The sequence below is a fragment of the Streptomyces sp. MBT65 genome (assembly GCF_016612545.1).
GTDB lineage: Bacteria > Actinomycetota > Actinomycetes > Streptomycetales > Streptomycetaceae > Streptomyces.
Map to the genome: position 1 here is coordinate 1 of NZ_JAENRY010000240.1, position 16,234 is coordinate 16,234.

12 protein-coding genes are annotated in these 16,234 nt (G+C 72.7%); 6 read left to right on the forward strand and 6 right to left on the reverse strand.

The features are described 5' to 3' along the window. Window positions 1–591 precede the first annotated feature (591 nt). The gene (locus JHN63_RS37785) at window positions 592–1,302 is read left to right on the forward strand and encodes an alpha/beta fold hydrolase (protein ID WP_200689552.1); all 711 of its coding nucleotides are present in this window, start codon (window positions 592–594) and stop codon (window positions 1,300–1,302) included. Between the two features lie 101 nt (window positions 1,303–1,403). After that, window positions 1,404–2,378 carry a phosphotriesterase gene (locus tag JHN63_RS37790; RefSeq protein ID WP_200689553.1) on the forward strand — a complete coding sequence of 325 codons (975 nt, stop codon included), beginning with the start codon at window positions 1,404–1,406 and terminating at the stop codon, window positions 2,376–2,378. On the opposite strand, the gene JHN63_RS37795 is transcribed toward JHN63_RS37790, so the two are convergent. After that, the gene (locus JHN63_RS37795) at window positions 2,375–3,304 is read right to left on the reverse strand and encodes an AraC family transcriptional regulator (RefSeq protein WP_200689554.1); all 930 of its coding nucleotides are present in this window, start codon (window positions 3,302–3,304) and stop codon (window positions 2,375–2,377) included. The two genes, JHN63_RS37790 and JHN63_RS37795, sit on opposite strands and share 4 nt — an antisense overlap. 188 nt (window positions 3,305–3,492) lie before the next feature. On the opposite strand from JHN63_RS37795, the gene JHN63_RS37800 reads away from it, so the two are divergent. Next, a complete protein-coding gene (locus JHN63_RS37800; protein ID WP_307782072.1) occupies window positions 3,493–4,803 on the forward strand; it encodes an amidohydrolase family protein in 1,311 nt (436 codons plus the stop codon). Window positions 4,804–4,859: 56 nt separating this feature from the next. Beyond that, window positions 4,860–7,658 (forward strand): AAA family ATPase, encoded by a 2,799-nt coding sequence (locus JHN63_RS37805; protein WP_200689562.1) that lies wholly within the window; start codon window positions 4,860–4,862, stop codon window positions 7,656–7,658. A gap of 10 nt (window positions 7,659–7,668) precedes the next feature. On the opposite strand, the gene JHN63_RS37810 is transcribed toward JHN63_RS37805, so the two are convergent. The 5 genes from JHN63_RS37810 to JHN63_RS37830 all read right to left on the reverse strand — a co-directional run bounded on the left by JHN63_RS37810 (window position 7,669) and on the right by JHN63_RS37830 (window position 12,495). Next, window positions 7,669–8,520: a GNAT family N-acetyltransferase gene (locus tag JHN63_RS37810; RefSeq protein WP_200689565.1), complete on the reverse strand. Its 852-nt coding sequence runs from the start codon at window positions 8,518–8,520 to the stop codon at window positions 7,669–7,671. Window positions 8,521–8,620: 100 nt separating this feature from the next. Then, a complete protein-coding gene (locus tag JHN63_RS37815) occupies window positions 8,621–9,310 on the reverse strand; it encodes an alpha/beta fold hydrolase (RefSeq protein ID WP_200689567.1) in 690 nt (229 codons plus the stop codon). 115 nt (window positions 9,311–9,425) lie between these two features. After that, entirely contained in the window at window positions 9,426–10,328 is a 903-nt protein-coding gene (locus JHN63_RS37820) for an alpha/beta fold hydrolase (protein WP_200689568.1), read from the reverse strand. An 85-nt stretch (window positions 10,329–10,413) separates the two neighbouring features. Continuing rightward, window positions 10,414–11,382 carry an RNA polymerase sigma factor gene (locus JHN63_RS37825; protein ID WP_200689569.1) on the reverse strand — a complete coding sequence of 323 codons (969 nt, stop codon included), beginning with the start codon at window positions 11,380–11,382 and terminating at the stop codon, window positions 10,414–10,416. A gap of 108 nt (window positions 11,383–11,490) precedes the next feature. Continuing rightward, window positions 11,491–12,495 (reverse strand): LacI family DNA-binding transcriptional regulator, encoded by a 1,005-nt coding sequence (locus JHN63_RS37830; protein ID WP_200689570.1) that lies wholly within the window; start codon window positions 12,493–12,495, stop codon window positions 11,491–11,493. Window positions 12,496–12,615: 120 nt separating this feature from the next. Between JHN63_RS37830 and JHN63_RS37835 the strand changes: the two genes are divergently transcribed. Together JHN63_RS37835 and JHN63_RS37840 are read left to right on the forward strand one after the other, a co-directional pair. Continuing rightward, a complete protein-coding gene (locus JHN63_RS37835; protein ID WP_200689571.1) occupies window positions 12,616–13,770 on the forward strand; it encodes a Gfo/Idh/MocA family protein in 1,155 nt (384 codons plus the stop codon). A gap of 424 nt (window positions 13,771–14,194) precedes the next feature. Further along, window positions 14,195–16,234 (forward strand): LuxR family transcriptional regulator (locus JHN63_RS37840; RefSeq protein WP_307782073.1); only part of this gene is annotated, 2,040 nt, incomplete at its 3' end.

Below are 16,234 nucleotides of genomic sequence, written 5' to 3' on the forward strand. Positions count from 1 at the left end.
GGCCGGGATGTGGGGGTGCTCCGGCGCTCGAGCAACGTATCAGCGTGGGGCGGAAGATGATGACGTAGCGCGCTATTGGGGATATGAGTGCCGGGTGGCATGAAACGTGACTTCTTCCGACTGTCTGCGTCGGGGCGGTCGGCGGTGGGCGCGCGGTGGGAGCCGCGCGGGACGGGATCGGCGTGACTCCGCTCCACTCGGCACGGGTTGGCCTGGGGACCGGACCAGGTCATGGCCGACACAACTCGGCGGGACCACCTGCGAGTTGGGGTGTGCACAGCTCGCAAACCCTCGCCGACCACCCGGGGCGGAACCACGAGCCCAGGCGGAGCGGGCCCCGTCGGCGTAGGCCCGATCGGCGTGGACCCGTGCCGCCTGGACCTGAGCGAAGAGACCCCACGCCAGGCATCGCCCACCCCCACCGCCCAGCGCGAACCCACGTACCCGGACGGCACGGGCCCAGACCCAAATCCAGGCCCCGTCGTTCCCCCGCACCGCGGACCCACACCGCAGCCCCCCACCGCGCCCACGCGAAAGGACTGCGCGCCGGTGCGAAAGACGGTGGCCGGTGACCTTGGAAGAGTCAGGGGCATGGATGCGGAACCAGTGAAGAACGTGGTGCTTGTGCACGGTGGGTTGGTGGACGGGTCCGGGTGGCGGGAGGTGTATCGGCTGCTGACCCGCGACGGGTTGGGGGTGCGCTTGGTACGGAGTCCGCCCCTGTCCCTCGCGGGCGATGTCGCGGCGACGGCGCGGATTCTGGACGCGCTGGACGGACCGGCGATCCTGGTCGGGCACTCCTACGGCGGGGCCGTCATCACGGAGGCCGGTCATCACGAACGGGTCGCCGGACTCGTGCACGTCGCGGCGCTCGCGCCCGACAAGGGCGAGTCCGTCGACGCGTTGATCGCCGACCCCGAGCCGGGCGCGCCGGTGCCGCCGATCCTGCCGCCGGTCGACGGGTTCCTGTTCCTCGACCGGGCGAAGTTTCACGCGTCCTTCGCGGCCGAACTCCCGTCCTCGGAGCCCGAGTTCATGGCCGAAGCGCAGGTGCCGTGGGGGCTCGACGCGCTCCGCGGCGCGATCGGCGAACCGGCCTGGCGGCACAGGTCGAGCTGGTATCCGGTGGCGAACGACGACCGGATGATCCCGCCTCCCGCGCAGCGGGCCATGGCCCGGCGGGCGGGCAGCACGGTCACCGGCATCGACGCGAGTCATTGCGTGTACGTGTCCCGGCCGGACGCGGTGGCCCACCTCGTCCGGCCGGCCGCGGCCGAAGCCCTCGGCGTCGCCGACAGCTGACGTCCGACGTCCGCGGCGGCTCCCGTCACCCGCCGCGCCCCTCTCCCCTCGACCGACCTCCCAACTCCCTTCCCACACCGGGCAAGCAACGAAGGATCAGCATGACGACCTCTCATATCCCCACCGTTCGCGGCCCCGTGGCCGTGAGCGACCTCGGTTCCGTCCTGATGCACGAGCATGTCTTCGTCGTCAGTGAGGAACTCCGACAGAGCCTCCCGGAGACCTGGGACGAGGCGGAGCGCGTCGCCGACGCCGTGTCCCGGCTGAAGGCCCTCGCCGCGACGGGTGTCTCCACGCTCGTCGACCCGACCGTCATCGGGCTCGGCCGCAACGTGGCGCGGGTCGCCGAGGTGAACGCCCAGGTCGACCTCAACATCGTTGCGGCGACCGGCATTTACACACTCGCCGACATCCCGGACTTCTTCCGCTACCACGGCCCGGGCACCCTGCTCGGCGGCCCCGAGGGCATGACCGACCTGTTCGTCCGCGAACTCACCGAGGGCATCGCTGACACCGGCATCAGGGCCGCGTTCCTGAAGTGCGCGATCGAAGGCGAACTCACCCCTGGCGTGGAGCGGGTGATGCGCGCGGTGGCGCAGGCGCACGTGCGGACCGGCGCGCCGATCACGGTGCACACAAGTGCCGTCGCCCGTACGGGACTTGTCGCGCAGGAGGTGCTGCGCGGCGAGGGCGTGGATCTCGGCGCGGTCGTCATCGGGCACAGCGGTGACACCGCCGACCTGGACTACCTGCACCAACTCGTCGACAACGGCAGTTACGTCGGCATGGACCGCTTCGGCCTGGACGTGCTGCTGCCCGAGGACCAGCGGGTGGCGACCGTCGCGGCGCTCGCGCGCGAGGGCCTCGCCGAGCGGATGGTCCTGTCGCACGACGCGTCCTGCCACATCGACTGGTTCCCGCCGGGCGTACGGGAGCAGATCGCCCCGAACTGGCATCACCTCCACCTGCACGAGCAGGTGTTGCCGGCCCTGCGCGCCGCCGGAGTCACCGAGGAGCAGGTCACGACCATGCTGGTCGACAACCCGCGGCGCTACTTCACGCCGGTCAACTCCTAGGACCCGCCCCGGGCTTCGCGCGGAGTGATGCCGAACTCCGCGCGGAACGCGGTGGCGAAGGAGGCGTGGCTGCCGAAGCCGCTGGCGTGGGCGATCTCCGCGATCGAGTACGTGGTCCAACTCCCGCTCGCCAGACGGGTCCTGGCGACGTTCAGCCGTTCGCGGCGGATCAGGTCGCGCGCGGTGGTGCCGGCGGCCTGGAGCACCTGCTGGACATAGCGCGCCGACCAGCCGAGCGCCCGCGCGATGCCGACGACGTCCAGGTCGCGGTCGCAGGCGTGCTCGCGGACGTGGCGCCGGATCGCGGCCTCGACGGTCGCCCGCTGTCCGGTGGGCGCCGAGTCGGTACCGCCCTCCGCCGCGAGGCACACCAGGTCGAGGAGCCGGTCGCAGGCGATGTCGAAGGTCGTCTCGGAGAGGTGCTCGCGCTCCTCGTGCAGGGTGGTGGTCAACTGCCGTACGACACGTCCGAGTCCACGGTCGCCGTCGAGGAGATGCGGGCCGTCGGCGGCGAGCGCGCTGCGGGCCGCGAGGTGCCGGCCGGACATGATCAGGGAGATGCTGCGGAGGTCCGGTGCGTGCGCGTACGTGAGCGGCCGGTCGATGTCGCACAGGGCCATGACGCCGGGCCCGATCTCGCCGGACGCCGTGCCCTGCTCCACCCAGGCCGATCCGGAGAGCGGGACGAGGAGTTCGTAGGTGCCCCGGGGATCGGCGCGGATGTGCCGGGTGTCCCGCTCGACCACTTCCTCTCCGCCGGAGCACAGCGCGAGACTGTAGGTCTTCGACCGCTGCCACTCCAGGTGCCCGGACCAGGGAGCGCGGGGGTCCGGCACTCTGATGCGGCTCGCGCCGTGGAGGCCGGTGAAGACCTCGTCCCAGGCGCTCGCGGAGGAGACGGTCAGAGCTTGGCTCCAGGAAGACACACCTCACCCTATCCATCCGAAACCGGCGATGCGCATGACAGACGGACGCACCGTTCTCCCCTTCCTGTGATCGAGTTCACGTCGCCCGGGGCGAACTTCTGGACCGGTCCCGCATCTTGTACGCGTTGACAGCACCCCGTTCGTACGCGTTGACAGCACCCCGTCCGGAAGCGAGTTCTCCCTTGTCCGTGGCACGACGTTTTCGCGCTCCTGTGGTCCTCCCGGCCGACCCGTCCTGTTCCGTCCTGCGCGACGCCGTGGTCGACGTCGGCCCGGACGGCCGGATCACCCACTGCGGTCCGGCCGACACCGCTCCCCCGCTCCCGGAGGGCGTCCCGGTCGCCTCCCTGTCAGGCATCCTCGCTCCCGGCCTGGTCAACACCCACGCGCACTCCCCGATGACCCTCCTGCGGGGCCTCGGCGGCGACCTCCCGCTGGCGTCCTGGCTCCAGGACGCCGTCTGGCCCGCCGAGGGCCGCATGCGCCCCCGCGACGCCCACGCGGGCATGCTGCTCGGCTGCGTCGAGATGCTGCGCTACGGCGTGACGACCAGCGCCGAGATGTACGCGCACGCCGAAGAGGTGGCCGACGCGGCGCTCCAGGCGGGCAGCCGGGTCCTGATCGCGCCCGCCTACTTCGACCGGCCCGGCGACGACTGGCACACCGATCTCGCGGCCATCGGCAAGTGGATCGACACGGACGGCCTGCGCTTCGGGCCCGGTGAGCGCGTCGAGCTCTGCTACGGACCGCACTCCGCCTACACCCTTCCGCCCGAGGCGCTGCGCGCGACGGCGGAGGAGGCGGCACAGCGCGGCGCCTTGGTGCACATCCATGTCGCGGAGACCCTCGCCGAGGACGTCGCGCAACGGGAGTCGCACGGTTCGGTCCCTCAACTGCTCCAGGAGACCGGGCTGTTGGACGGACGGCTGCTCGCTGCGCATGCCGTACATCTCTCCGACGACGACATCCGGCTGCTGGCCCGGGCGGGTGCCGGTGTCGCGCACTGCCCGGGCTCCAACGCCAAACTCGCCTCCGGTACCGCCCGCTTGGCCGCGCTGCGCGCCGCGTCCGTCCCGGTCGGCCTGGGCACCGACGGGCCCGCGAGCAACGACGACCTCGACCTGTGGGAGGAGGCCCGCCTCGCGATGATGTTCTGCCGACTCGACGCCGCCGACGCGATGGCCCTCACCGCCGCGGACGCCTTCCTCATGGCGACCTCGGCCGGCGCGGCGGCCCTGGGCCGGACCGACATCGGCTCGCTGCGCCCGGGCAGTTGGGCGGACCTGGTCCATCTCTCCGTGGACGGACCGCACTTCGCCACGGGCCTCGACGTCGAGGACGGCCGGCTGCTCGCCAACCTCATGTGGGCGGCCGGTTCCCGCGCGGTCCAGGACGTCTGGGTCGCGGGCGAGGCCGTCGTCGTGGCCGGTGAGACGGTCACGGTGGACCGTGTCGCCGCCCAGCACGCCGCCGCCGAGGCGGCCGCCCGGATCGCGTGAACCCTCGGCAGACGTTGCGACCGTTCCTGTTCCCGCCCATGTCTACGGGAGGCGTCATGGCATCGGCATCCCTCACCCCGCCGGCTCTCATCGGACGAGTGGCCGAACTGGCCGTCCTCGACGGGCTCTTCGCCACCGCCCGGGCCCGCGGAGCCGGGTTGATGCTGACCGGGGAGGCCGGGGTGGGCAAGACCGCGCTGCTGGAGGCCGCGGCGCTGCGCACGTCCGAGGCGGGTTTCCGGGTGCTGCGGATCTCCGGCTGTCCGTTCCAACGGGGCGTCGGCTTCTCGGCGTTGAACCAACTGCTGCACCCCCTTGCCGAGGAGATCCCCGCGCTGCCCGCACGGCAGGCGGCGACCCTCCAGGCGGTCCGCGGGCTGTCCGAGGAGCAGCCGTCGGAGCTGCTCGGCATCGCGAACGCCGTGCAGGCCCTGCTGGCTCGGACCGCCGCCGGGACCGGTCCACTCGCGCTGCTCGTCGACGACGTGGCCTGGGTGGACCGGCCCAGCGCCACGGTCCTGGGCACCCTCGCCCGCTCCCCGCACACCGGCCCGATCGCCCTGCTGGGCGCGTCCCGGACCGGCGACGAGTCCCTGCTGAGCAACATCGGGATACCCGAGTACGAGGTCCGGCCTCTGGACGACGTATCGGCGAACGAGTTGGTGGCGGACCGGTTCCCCGCGATGGCCGCCAGGGTCCGCCGGCGGCTGGTCGCGGAGGCCCGGGGCAATCCTCTCGCGCTGCTCGAACTCCCCGTCCCGCTCAACGACCTGCAGCAGACGGAGCGGGGCGCCCTGCCCGCCGTACTGCCGTTGACCGAGCGTCTCAAGGGCATCTTCTCCACCCGGGTCGCCGCGCTCCCGGCCGCGACCCGCGAGCTGCTGCTGCTCGCCGTGCTGGAGGGTTCGGGTGAACTGCACATCCTCCAGCGGGCGTTGGGCGGACCGGACAGCCTGGCCGCGCTGTCCCCCGCCGAGCGTGCCGGGCTGGTCCAGGTCGACCCGGTCACCGGCAGGCTGGAGTTCCGGCATCCCCTGACCCGTTCGGCGGTGCTGGACCTGTCGACCAGCGAGGAACGCCGGTCGGCGCACCGGGCGCTCGCCGCGGAACTCCCCGAGGGCTCCGAGCACCGGGCCCGGCACCTCGCCGACGCGGCCGTCGGCCTCGACGACCATGTGGCCGCCCTGTTGCACGAGGTGGCCTACAGCACCCTGCGCCGCGGTGACGCCGTCGGCGCCATCACGGCCCTGCTGCGCGCCTCGGAGTTGAGCGGCACGGGCACGGCCAAGGCCCGTCGGCTGGCGGAGGCGGCCTGTCTCGGCGCCAACATCACCGGCGATCTGCGCAACGTCCGCGCGCTGCTGGACAACGCCGGCCACGCCGACCCCTCCGGCACGGACTCCCTCGCCGCCGCCACCGCCGCGGCCAGTCATCTCCTCAACGGCGAGGGCGATGTGGACACCGCGCACCGGTTGCTCGTCGGCGCCATCGACACCCATGTGTGGCCCGAGGACGGCGAGACGGTCGAGGACATCTTCCGCGAGGCCCTCAACACCCTTCTCATGGTGTGCTTCTACGGCGGCCGCCCGGAACTGTGGCTGTCCTTCGAGAACCTCGTGGAGCGACGCCGTCCGCCCGCCTCGCGCCGGCTGCTGCCGCTGATCATGGGCACCTTCGGCGATCCGGCGTACGGCGCGCTGCCCCACCTCGACCGGCTCGACCGCCTGGTCCTGGGCCTGCACCAACAGACCGATCCCGTACGGGTCTTCGGCATCGCGCTCGCCGCCTCGTACACCGACCGCCTCCCGGGCTGCCGGGGCGCGCTGCGCCGGGTCGTGGACGACGGCCGCGACGGCGGGGCCGTGGCGCTGGCCATCCAGGCGCAGTTCCTGCTGGCCAACGACGCCTACGCGGGCGGCCAGTGGGACGACGTGCTGGAGATGACCGAGGAGGGCCTCGGCTGGTGCGAGACGCACGACTACCGGCTGACGGCTTCAACAGGCCATTTCCAGCGTGGACTTGTGGCCGCCGCGCGTGGCGACGGCACCACCGCGCGGGAGTTCGCGGACCGGCTGGTGTCCTGGGGCAATCCGCGCGGGCTGGGTGCGCTGCGGGTCTACGCCGCGCACATCCGGGCCCTGTCGGCGCTCGGCGGCGGAGACTTCGACACCGCCCACCGGCTGCTGCGGGCCCTCGGCGAGCCCGGCGAGGTGCCCCGGTTCCTGCCGCACGCGCTGTGGCTCCTGCTGGACTTCACCGAGGCCGCGGTCCACACCGACCACCACGAGGAGGCGGCCGCGCACGTGGCGGCGGTGCGCAGGACCGGTATCCCGTCGATCTCGCCCCGGCTGGCCATGGTCACGGACGCCGCCGAGGCGATGGCGAGCCCGGACTCGATCGAGCACGACCTGTTCGAGGCGGCGATCGCCGCGCCGGGTGCCGAGCGCTGGCCGTTCGACTGGGCGCGGATCTGCCTGGCCTACGGCGAGCGACTGCGCCGCGCGAAGGCGGGCGGGGCGGCGCGGGTGCACCTGGACGAGGCGCTCGGCACGTTCGAGCGCCTCGGCGCCGCCCCGTGGAGTGCGCGGGCGGCGGACGAGCTGCGGGCGAGCGGCATCCCCGTCAAGCCGCTCAAGCCGGTCGCGTGCGACGGCCGGGACCGGCACGCGCTGCTGACCCCGCAGGAGCGGGTGGCGGCCCAACTGGCCGCCACCGGGCTGACGAACAAGCAGATCGCCGCGCGGCTCTTCCTGTCCCCGCGCACGGTGGCGGCCCATCTCCGCAGTGTCTTCCGGAAGTTGAACGTCACCTCGCGGGGCGGCCTGCGCGACGCGCTGACCGGCCCGCTGCCGTGAGACCGCCCGTTCAGCCCGCGTCGGGTGCGCGGTGCCAGGTCCAGTTGGGGCGTTCGTAGGCCACCTCGAAGCCGAGGCGGAACATGTTGTGCAGGGAGCTGTTGTGGGTGCCGGGCTGCTCGGCGCCGGTCTCGGCGACGAGGTAGCGGCACCCCAACTCCCTTGCGGTACGCGCTCGGGCGGTGAGCAGCGCGGTCTGTCCGCCGCGCGCACGCGCGTGGGGCAGGACGGCGCCGGCGAACATCTGCGCCGTGTCGCCGCGCACGAGCATCGTGCCGGTGCCGACCAACTCCCCGTCCAGCCAGGCGCCGTAGGGATGCCAGCCCGGTCGGGTCACGGTCGCGGCGCCCATCTCGGCGTAGTGCTCGACCGGCATCCCGAAGGCCCGCATCATCACCGTGCCCCATTCCAGGGCGTGTTGGGCCTCCAGCGGCGTGACGGTGATGCCGTCGGGCTTCGTGTCCAGGGCGTCGGCGCGGGCGACGGCCTCCTCGGGCGCGCAGACGAGTTTCACCCAGGACGAGCCCTGGACGATGCCCTCCCGTGCACAGATCTCCGGCCACTCCTCGGGCAGGAACGCGGGCGCGATCTGGAAGACGGCCTGCGGGGTGCCCGCCGCCCGGTAGAAGTCGCAGACCTCTTGGACGAGTTGGGCCGTGACGGGCTCGGTGACACCGAAGCCGAGGGCCTTGCTCCAGAAGCGGGTGGGGTCCTCGCGCATGGAGAGCACCACGCCGCCGCCGATCCGGGTGGCGGTCATGCCCAGCGCGGTGCGGACGGTCTCGGGGGCCTCCGTCTGGAAGCGGTGGAGGGCTTCCGCCTCGGACTGTTCGGCGACGGACGGTGGGACGGCGGTCGTCATGGGTTTCCGTTTTCCTTTTGGGTTCTCGAGGAGGCGACGCGGACAGCCCGCCTGTGAACAGGCGTGCTGAAGCGCGGAGTTGACGTCATGCGGTCGGTGGTCAGGCCTGGTGGGCCGCGGCCTGCTTGATCAGTTCCGCCACGGCGGCGGGCTGGGAGACGTAGACGGCGTGGCTGCCGGCGGCCTCGGTCACGGTGGCGCCGGCGCGCTCGGCCATCTGGTGCTGGACCGGCGGCGGGATCATGTGGTCGTCGGTCGCGACGAGGTACCAGCTCGGCTTGGTCCGCCAGGCCGGCTCGGTGATCGTGCCGCCGAGCGCGTCCAGGCCCCACGGGACCTGCGCGTCGGCCAGGAACGCGGCGTCCTCGGCCGGCAGGTCGCCCGCGAAGGACGCGTGGAACTTGTCCCGGTCCAGAAAGAGGAAGCCGTCCACCGGCGGCAGGATCGGCGGTACGGGCGCGCCGGGCGCCGGGTCGGCGACGAGGGTGCCGACCGACTCGTCCTTGTCCGGGGCGAAGGCCGCGATGTAGGCGAGCGCGACGACCTTGTCGTGACGTCCGGCCTCGGTGATCACGGCACCGCCGTAGGAGTGGCCGACGAGGACCGCCGGGCCGTCCAGCGCGTCGAGGGCGCGGTGGGTGGCGGCGACGTCGCCTTCGAGGGACAGGGTCGGGTTCTGCACGACGCCGACACGGAAGCCGTCCTGGGTGAGCAGGCGGTGCACGGACTGCCAGCCGGAACCGTCGACGAATCCGCCGTGTACGAGAACGATGTTCTTGACGGCACTCATGCCGTTGCTCCTTGGTCGGGTCGGAAACGTTGTGTCGGAAACCCTCCGGACGACTCCACGCCAGAGCGGACCGCCCGGCCGGGCTTCGACCAAATGACCTAGTTGCCGGTACGGCCTACTCGCCGGCGTGGGCCTCGACGAACGCGGTCACGGCCTTCGCGAAGGCCTCCGGTTCCTCCAGGTGCCCGAAGTGCCCGCTGTCCTCCAGCACCACCAGTTCGGAACCCGGGATCAGCTCGTGCAGCTCCTCGGCCCAGCGCACCCCGCAGATCACGTCGTGGCGGCCGACGAGGACCAGGGTCGGCACGGTGAGCGAGCCGAGGTCGGCGCGGTCGTCGATGACGTCCGGGGTGAGGTCCTCGTCGAGGCCGGAGACGTGGGTGGCGACGACCGCGGCCCGCGCGGGGCCGAACTCGGCCTCCCTGCCCCAGAAGTCGGCGAAGTACGCGGGGAAGATCCCCCGCGCGACGGCGGTCGTCCGCGCGTCGTCGGAGATGGTGGGGATGCTCTGGAACGCCTCGATGACCTCGGGCAGCGCCGGATTGTCCGTGTGCCGGGCGGCGAACTCCTGCACCAGGCGCATCGCCTCGGAGCCGTGCTCGGGGCCGGTCACCGGAGCGCTCTCGTAGAGGATGACGCCGGCGAGACGCTCGGGGTGGTGGAGGGCGTGGTACTGGGCGACGAAACCGCCGTGCGAGTGCCCGAGGAGGTGGACCTCGGGGGCGCCGAGGTGCTCGATCAGTGCCGTGAGGAAGCGGCTGTAGCGGGCCCGGGTGTAGCCGTGCGGGTGGGCGGCGAGGCGGCCGGAGGCGCCGGTGCCGACGGGCTCCGGGTAGACGACCGTGAGGTGCTCCTCCAGCGCGGGCATGCGCAGGTACTCCCAGAAGATGCCCGGTCCGCCGGAGTGCGCGATGCACACGGGTCCGGTGCCGTGGACGTGATAGCTCTGCGTGATCCCGTCGATCTCGACGGTGTGGGTCCCGGTGGCGAGCGGGTCGACGGGGGTGGTGCTGGTCATGGGAACTCCCTGTTCGGCATACGGCGATGACACGGACAGGACGCGGGAGAAAGCGCGAAGTTCGAAACGGGTGGCGTGACGCCGGTCACACGAGGAGGGAGTGCGGGACGGGTACCGGCCGGGGATGGACGAGCCGCAGCCGGTGCACCCGTCCCGCGCCGTCCAGGCTCATGAGCCAGGCCACGGAGGGCGGGCAGTGGTCGGGGTCGTCGGCGGGGTTGGTGATGTCCATCTCCCAGACGACGAGCGATGCCCCGGCCACGGCGTGCGCGAGATGCTGCCGTACGCCGGCCTCCAGGTCGCGCTCCATCCCGCGCACCAACAGGCCCTGGCCGCCCACCGGTTCGTTCCCCCGGACCAGCACGGCCTCGGGCGACCAGCGCTCGGCGAGCAGCTTGCCGAAGTGTCCGCTCTCGGCGGCCCGAAGCGTCTCGTGCGCCTCGACGCGGCTGGCGCGGGTGCGCCGTCCGACATCGCCGTGCGGGGCGTCGGCCGTGGCGGCGAGGGCCTCAGCAAGCTTGGCCCGCCCCTGGCTGAGCCGGCTGCGGACGGTGCCGACCGGGACCCCGCAGGCCTCGGCGATCCGCTCGTACGACGTCACACCGACGCTGAAGTGCCGCAGCACGAGCGGCAGTCGCAGCGCGGGGGACAGTTCCTCGACGGCCGCCCAGATCCAGTCCCGCAGGGCGTGCCGCTCCAGCCATCGCTCCGGACCGGACTCCGTGGCGGGTACGTGCGGATCGTCGAGCGGCCGGAGATCGACGGTGCTGCGCAGCAGCGAACGGGCATGATTGCGCACGATCATCCGCAGCCACGGCCCCACGGCCTCCGGATCCCGTACGTCCCCCACCCGCCGGAGCGCGGTCAGCGCCGCGTCCTGGACGACGTCGTCGACATCGGGCCCCGGCCCCAGCACACTCACCGCGACCGCCCGCATCCCGGCCCGGTGCCGCTCCAGCAGCAGCCCCAGGGAGGCGACGTCCCCGGCCTGCGCGGCCAGGGTGAGCGCCGCGTCCTCGACACGCGTGATCCCACCGACGTTCCGGCTGCTCATGCTGTCCCCACCTCCGGCGCCCGCGTCGTCCGTACGACCGTAATGGGCGCCGTGGCGTGACGTCACATCGCGCGGGCGGGCGACGGGGCAGGACGGGACATGCCCGGGCTACGGCGTCGAGGGCGCCCCCGTCGTCCCCCGCACCTCCAGACGCGGCACCGACAGCACCGTCTCCGCCGCCCGCCCCGGGTCCGCCATTCGCTCGACGAGGAGGTGCGCGGCGCGGCGGCCGAGGTCGTGGCTGGCGTTGTCGACGGTGGTGAGCCAGAGGTGTCGCAGCCGCGCGAGGTAGGTGTTGTCGTAGCCGACGAGGGAGAGGTCGCGGGGGACCTGGAGGCCCGACTCCTCGGCCGCCGACAGGGCGCCGACGCACGCGATGTCGTTGAAGGCGAAGACAGCCGTGGGGCGCCGTGGGGCGGCGAGCAGGCGGACCATGGCGCGGTAGCCGCCCTCCTCGGTCAGGTCGCCCTGTTCGACCGTCATGAGGTCGGTCAGGCCGTGCTCCTCCATGACCGACTCGAAGGCGGTCCGGCGCAGTTCGCCGACCACTCCCTGTCCTGCGATGTGGGCGATGCGGCGGTGACCGAGGTCGACGAGGTGCTCGGTGGCGAGACGGGCGCCGTGCGAGTCGTCGCCCGCGACGACGTCGACATGCGGCAGCACCGGCTCGCGGGCGCCCGCGACCACGGTGGGGATGTGGGTCGCGGCGGCGCGCAGCTCGTCCGAGGCGGGCAGGGTGCCGACCGCGATCAGGCCGTCGACCCTCAGTTCGGTGAAGGTGCGGGTGAGATCCTCGCCGAGACGCCGGTTGAGGCGGCCGTCGGCGAGGAGCATGTGCAGACCGCGCTCGTGGAGACGTGAGCCGAGGCCGTCGAGGAGTTCCACGAACCAGGGGTTGCGCAGGTCGTTCAGCAGCACGCCGACCGAACGGGTGCGGCGCTCGCTGAGGCTGCGGGCGGCGGCGTTCGGCCGGTAGCCGAGTTCCTCGACGGCGGCCAGCACGGCCTGCCGTTTCTCGGGTCGCACCTGCTCGGAGCCGCGCAGCACCAGGGAGACCAGGGACTTCGACACACCGGCGCGGTCGGCGACATCACGGATGGTCGGTGCTCTCATGGTTGGACCGTTCCATGTGCTCCGGCCGGCTGTCAAAGGCATCTGAAGGTATTGACATAAGGACGTACGCGTTTCAAGGTGGCGGAAACAGCTTCTGGACCGGTCCAAAGAAGGGCAGTCATGGTGACCTCGCTCGGTGTTGCCGTCGTGGGCTTCGGATGGATGGGGCGTGTGCACACGCAGGCGTACGCCCGTGTCCCGCACCACTTTCCGCAACTGACCCTGCGGCCGCAGCTGGTGACGGTCGCCGAGGAGGTGCCGGGGCGGGCCGAGCAGGCCGCCGAGCAGTTCGGTTTCGCCTCCACCACCCGCGACTGGCGCGAGGTGGCAGCCGACCTGCGCGTGCGGGCGGTGAGCATCACCGCGCCGAACTTCCTGCACCGCGAGATCGGTGTCGCGATGGCCGAGGCCGGCAAGCACATCTGGATCGAGAAGCCGGTGGGCCTGTCGGCGGCGGACGCGTCCGCCGTGTCCGACGCGGTCACCAAGGCCGGCGTCCAGGGTGCGGTGGGCTTCAACTACCGCAACGCGCCCGCCGTGGAGGCCGCCCGCGAGCTGATCGCCTCCGGCGAGCTGGGCACGGTCACCCATGTCCGCGTCCGCCTCTTCAGCGACTACGCGGCCCACCCGGACGGCGCCCTGACCTGGCGCTACGAGCTTGAGCGCGGCGGCCACGGAGTCCTGGGCGACCTGGCCTCGCACGGCGCGGACCTCGCCCGCTTCCTGCTCGGCGACATCACGTCCCTGGCCGCCGACACCGCGATCTTCCTCCCGCAGCGGGCCCGCCCCACCGGCGCGACCGCGGGCCACGCGCTCGCCACCGGCGGCGAGTCGGGCCCGGTCGAGAACGAGGACTACGTCAACTGCCTGCTCCGGTTCGCGTCCGGCGCCCGGGGTGTCCTGGAGGCCTGCCGGGTCTCGGTCGGCGAGCAGAACAACTACGGCTTCGAGGTGCACGGCACCAAGGGCGCGGTGTTCTGGGACTTCCGCCGGATGAACGAACTGGCGGTCAGCCGCGGCACGACCTACCAGGACCAGCCCGTCACCACGGTGTACGTCGGCCCGGGCGACGGGGAGTTCGGCGCGTTCCAGCCGGGCGCGGCGAACGCGATGGGCTACGACGACCTCAAGGTCATCGAGGCGTACCGCTTCCTGCGCTCCATCGCCGAGGGCAAGCCCTACGGCGCCACACTCCCGGACGCCGTACACAGCGCGGCGGTTCTGGACGCGATGGTGCGTTCCGTGGAGACCGGCACTTGGGCGAGCCCGGCGTGAGCGAACACCTGGACCGGTCCGGCGCGAAGCACGCCCACGTCGACTCGGCGTGAGCACCACCTCGACCGGTCCGACATGAAGCGCTCCTGAGCCGGTCCGGCACGCAGTCCGCCCGGGCCAGTCCGACGCGAAGGCCGCCCTGGCCGGTCGGCGTGAAGCGCCCCCGCTCCGACCCGGCGTGAGCGACACCTGGACCGGTCCAGCATGACGCCCGCCTGCGCCCACCCGGCGCCCGGGGCGCACGCGCCCGCCGGCCTGCGCGCCCCCGCTCTGAGCCACCGGCGCGATCTCGCGCCCACCCGCCGGACTCGACTACCGTTCACGCTCGGGAGTCACTCGCCTACGCTGTGGTGACCGGTTGGCGGACGGGTATGGGGGCGGCATGGGATAAGGCTTCGGACAGCGGCGGGGCGGTCAACTCCCGGTGGAGTTGACCAGCTTCGTCGGACGCACCGGCGAACTCGCTTTGCTGCACGCCGAGTTGGCGCGCTCGCGGCTGGTCACGCTGGTCGGTCCGGGTGGTGTCGGCAAGAGCCGTACGGCACTGCGGGCGGCCCGCGCGGTCACCGACCGGTTCGCCGACGGGGTGCGGCTGGTGGAGCTGTCGGCGCTGCACGACCCGGAGTTGGTGCCGCCGACACTCGCGGGCGTGCTGGAGCTGCCCGAGCAGTCCGGCATGACGCCCCTGGACGCGATCGTGGAACACCTGCGCGGGCGGCGGATGTTGATCGTCCTCGACACCTGCGAGCACCTGGTCGACGCATGCGCGATGCTCTGCGACATCCTGCTGCGCGAGGCCCCCGGGCTGAGCGTGCTCGCCACCAGCAGGCAGCCGCTCGACGTGCCCGGTGAGCGCTGTCTGCCGATCGCCCCGCTGGCCCGCGCCGACGCCGTCGACCTGTTCGTGCAGCGCGCCGCCGCCGTCACCGGCGGGCCCGCGCTCGACGGGGCCGACCGGGAGAGCACCCTCGCCCTCGTCGACCGCCTGGACGGCATCCCGCTCGCGCTCGAACTCGCGGCCGTACGCCTGCGGGCCGTGCCCCTCGCGGAACTCGTCGCCCGGCTGGACCGCCACTGCGAGGTCCTGACCGGCGGCCGGCGCACGGCGCTCACCCGTCACCAGACCCTGCGCGCGGCCATCGACTGGTCCTACGACCTGTGCACCCCCCAGGAACAACTCCTGTGGGCGCGGCTGTCGGTGTTCGCCGGTTCCTTCGGACTGTCCGCGGCCGAGCAGGTGTGCGCGGGCACCGGACTCGACGGCGAGCAGGTCGTCGAGGCGCTCATCGGGCTCGTCGACAAGTCGGTCGTCCAGCGCATCGGGGAGGACGGCGGCCGCTACCGGCTGCTGGACACCATCCGCGAGTACGGAACCGCGCGCCTGACCGGCTCCGAGGACGAACAGGCCGTACGGCAAAGGCACTTCGCGCACTACGAGGAACTCGTCGACCGCTTCTGGAACGGTCTGATGGGCCGGTCCCAGGTCGGGCTGCACCACGCCGTGCGCGCGGAGATCGCCGACGTACGGGCCGCGTTGGAGTACGGCTGCGCGGCCGAGGGACGGGCGGGCGACGCGCTATGGCTGGCGACGCGGCTCGGGGCGTACTGGCGGGCGGCGGGGACGCTGTCCGAGGGCCGGTACTGGATCGACAAGGGGCTCGCACTGGTCCCGCAGGACTCCGCCGAGCGGGCCTGGGGGCTGTTCATGACCGGGGTGTTCGGGATCTGGACGGCCGATCTGGAGACGGCACTGGACCGGTTCCCGCAGGCGCGGGAGGTGGCACGGCGGATCGGCGAGAGCCGCGTGGAACTGTTCAGCGAGGGCTACTTGGGCGCGCTGACGATGCTCGGCGGGGCCGTCGAGGAGGGATCGGCGGCCCTCGAAGGGGTCCGCGGGCGGATGATCGCGGCGGACGACGCGCTGGGCATCGGCGTCGTCCACTACGAAGGGGCCCTGCTCTACGCGGCGTTGGGCCGCACGGACCGGGCGCTGGAGTGGTGCGAGACGGGCCTCGCGTATCTGGAGGGCCGGGGCGAGCGCCAGTTGTACGGCTCCACGCTCACCGTGCAGGGCGTCATCCTGTGGCTCGTCGGGCGGCCCGAGGAGAGCGCGACGGCATTGCGCCGGGGGCTTGAGGCGGCGAGCGAGATCGGCGAGGTGCTGGTGGCGGCGCTCGCGTCCCTGGGGCTGGCCTGGCACGCGGCCGGACAGAAACGGTACGTCAGGGCCTGCTGGCTGCTGGGGTACGCGGAGCACGCGCGCCGGCTGGGCGGCGACCCGGTCGGCATGCTGCCCCGGCTGCTGGAGGAACAGGAGGCCCAACAGCGGTCGGTGCGGGCCGTGTTGGGCGACGGACCGTACGAACGGTGGCGGGAGGCCGGGGCCCGGATGTCGGGCCGTGAACTCCTGGACGCCGTACGGAGCGACGCGGACGAGCCGCCCGGCCTCCCGCCACCGTTCGTA

Bases quoted from the DNA above. Each gene is read 5' to 3' on its own strand.
- JHN63_RS37785 (WP_200689552.1), top strand. From the start codon at position 592: ATGGATGCGGAACCAGTGAAGAACGTGGTGCTTGTGCACGGTGGGTTG.
- JHN63_RS37790 (WP_200689553.1), top strand. From the start codon at position 1,404: ATGACGACCTCTCATATCCCCACCGTTCGCGGCCCCGTGGCCGTGAGC.
- JHN63_RS37805 (WP_200689562.1), top strand. From the start codon at position 4,860: ATGGCATCGGCATCCCTCACCCCGCCGGCTCTCATCGGACGAGTGGCC.
- JHN63_RS37810 (WP_200689565.1), bottom strand. From the start codon at position 8,520: ATGACGACCGCCGTCCCACCGTCCGTCGCCGAACAGTCCGAGGCGGAA.
- JHN63_RS37815 (WP_200689567.1), bottom strand. From the start codon at position 9,310: ATGAGTGCCGTCAAGAACATCGTTCTCGTACACGGCGGATTCGTCGAC.
- JHN63_RS37820 (WP_200689568.1), bottom strand. From the start codon at position 10,328: ATGACCAGCACCACCCCCGTCGACCCGCTCGCCACCGGGACCCACACC.
- JHN63_RS37825 (WP_200689569.1), bottom strand. From the start codon at position 11,382: ATGAGCAGCCGGAACGTCGGTGGGATCACGCGTGTCGAGGACGCGGCG.
- JHN63_RS37830 (WP_200689570.1), bottom strand. From the start codon at position 12,495: ATGAGAGCACCGACCATCCGTGATGTCGCCGACCGCGCCGGTGTGTCG.
- JHN63_RS37835 (WP_200689571.1), top strand. From the start codon at position 12,616: ATGGTGACCTCGCTCGGTGTTGCCGTCGTGGGCTTCGGATGGATGGGG.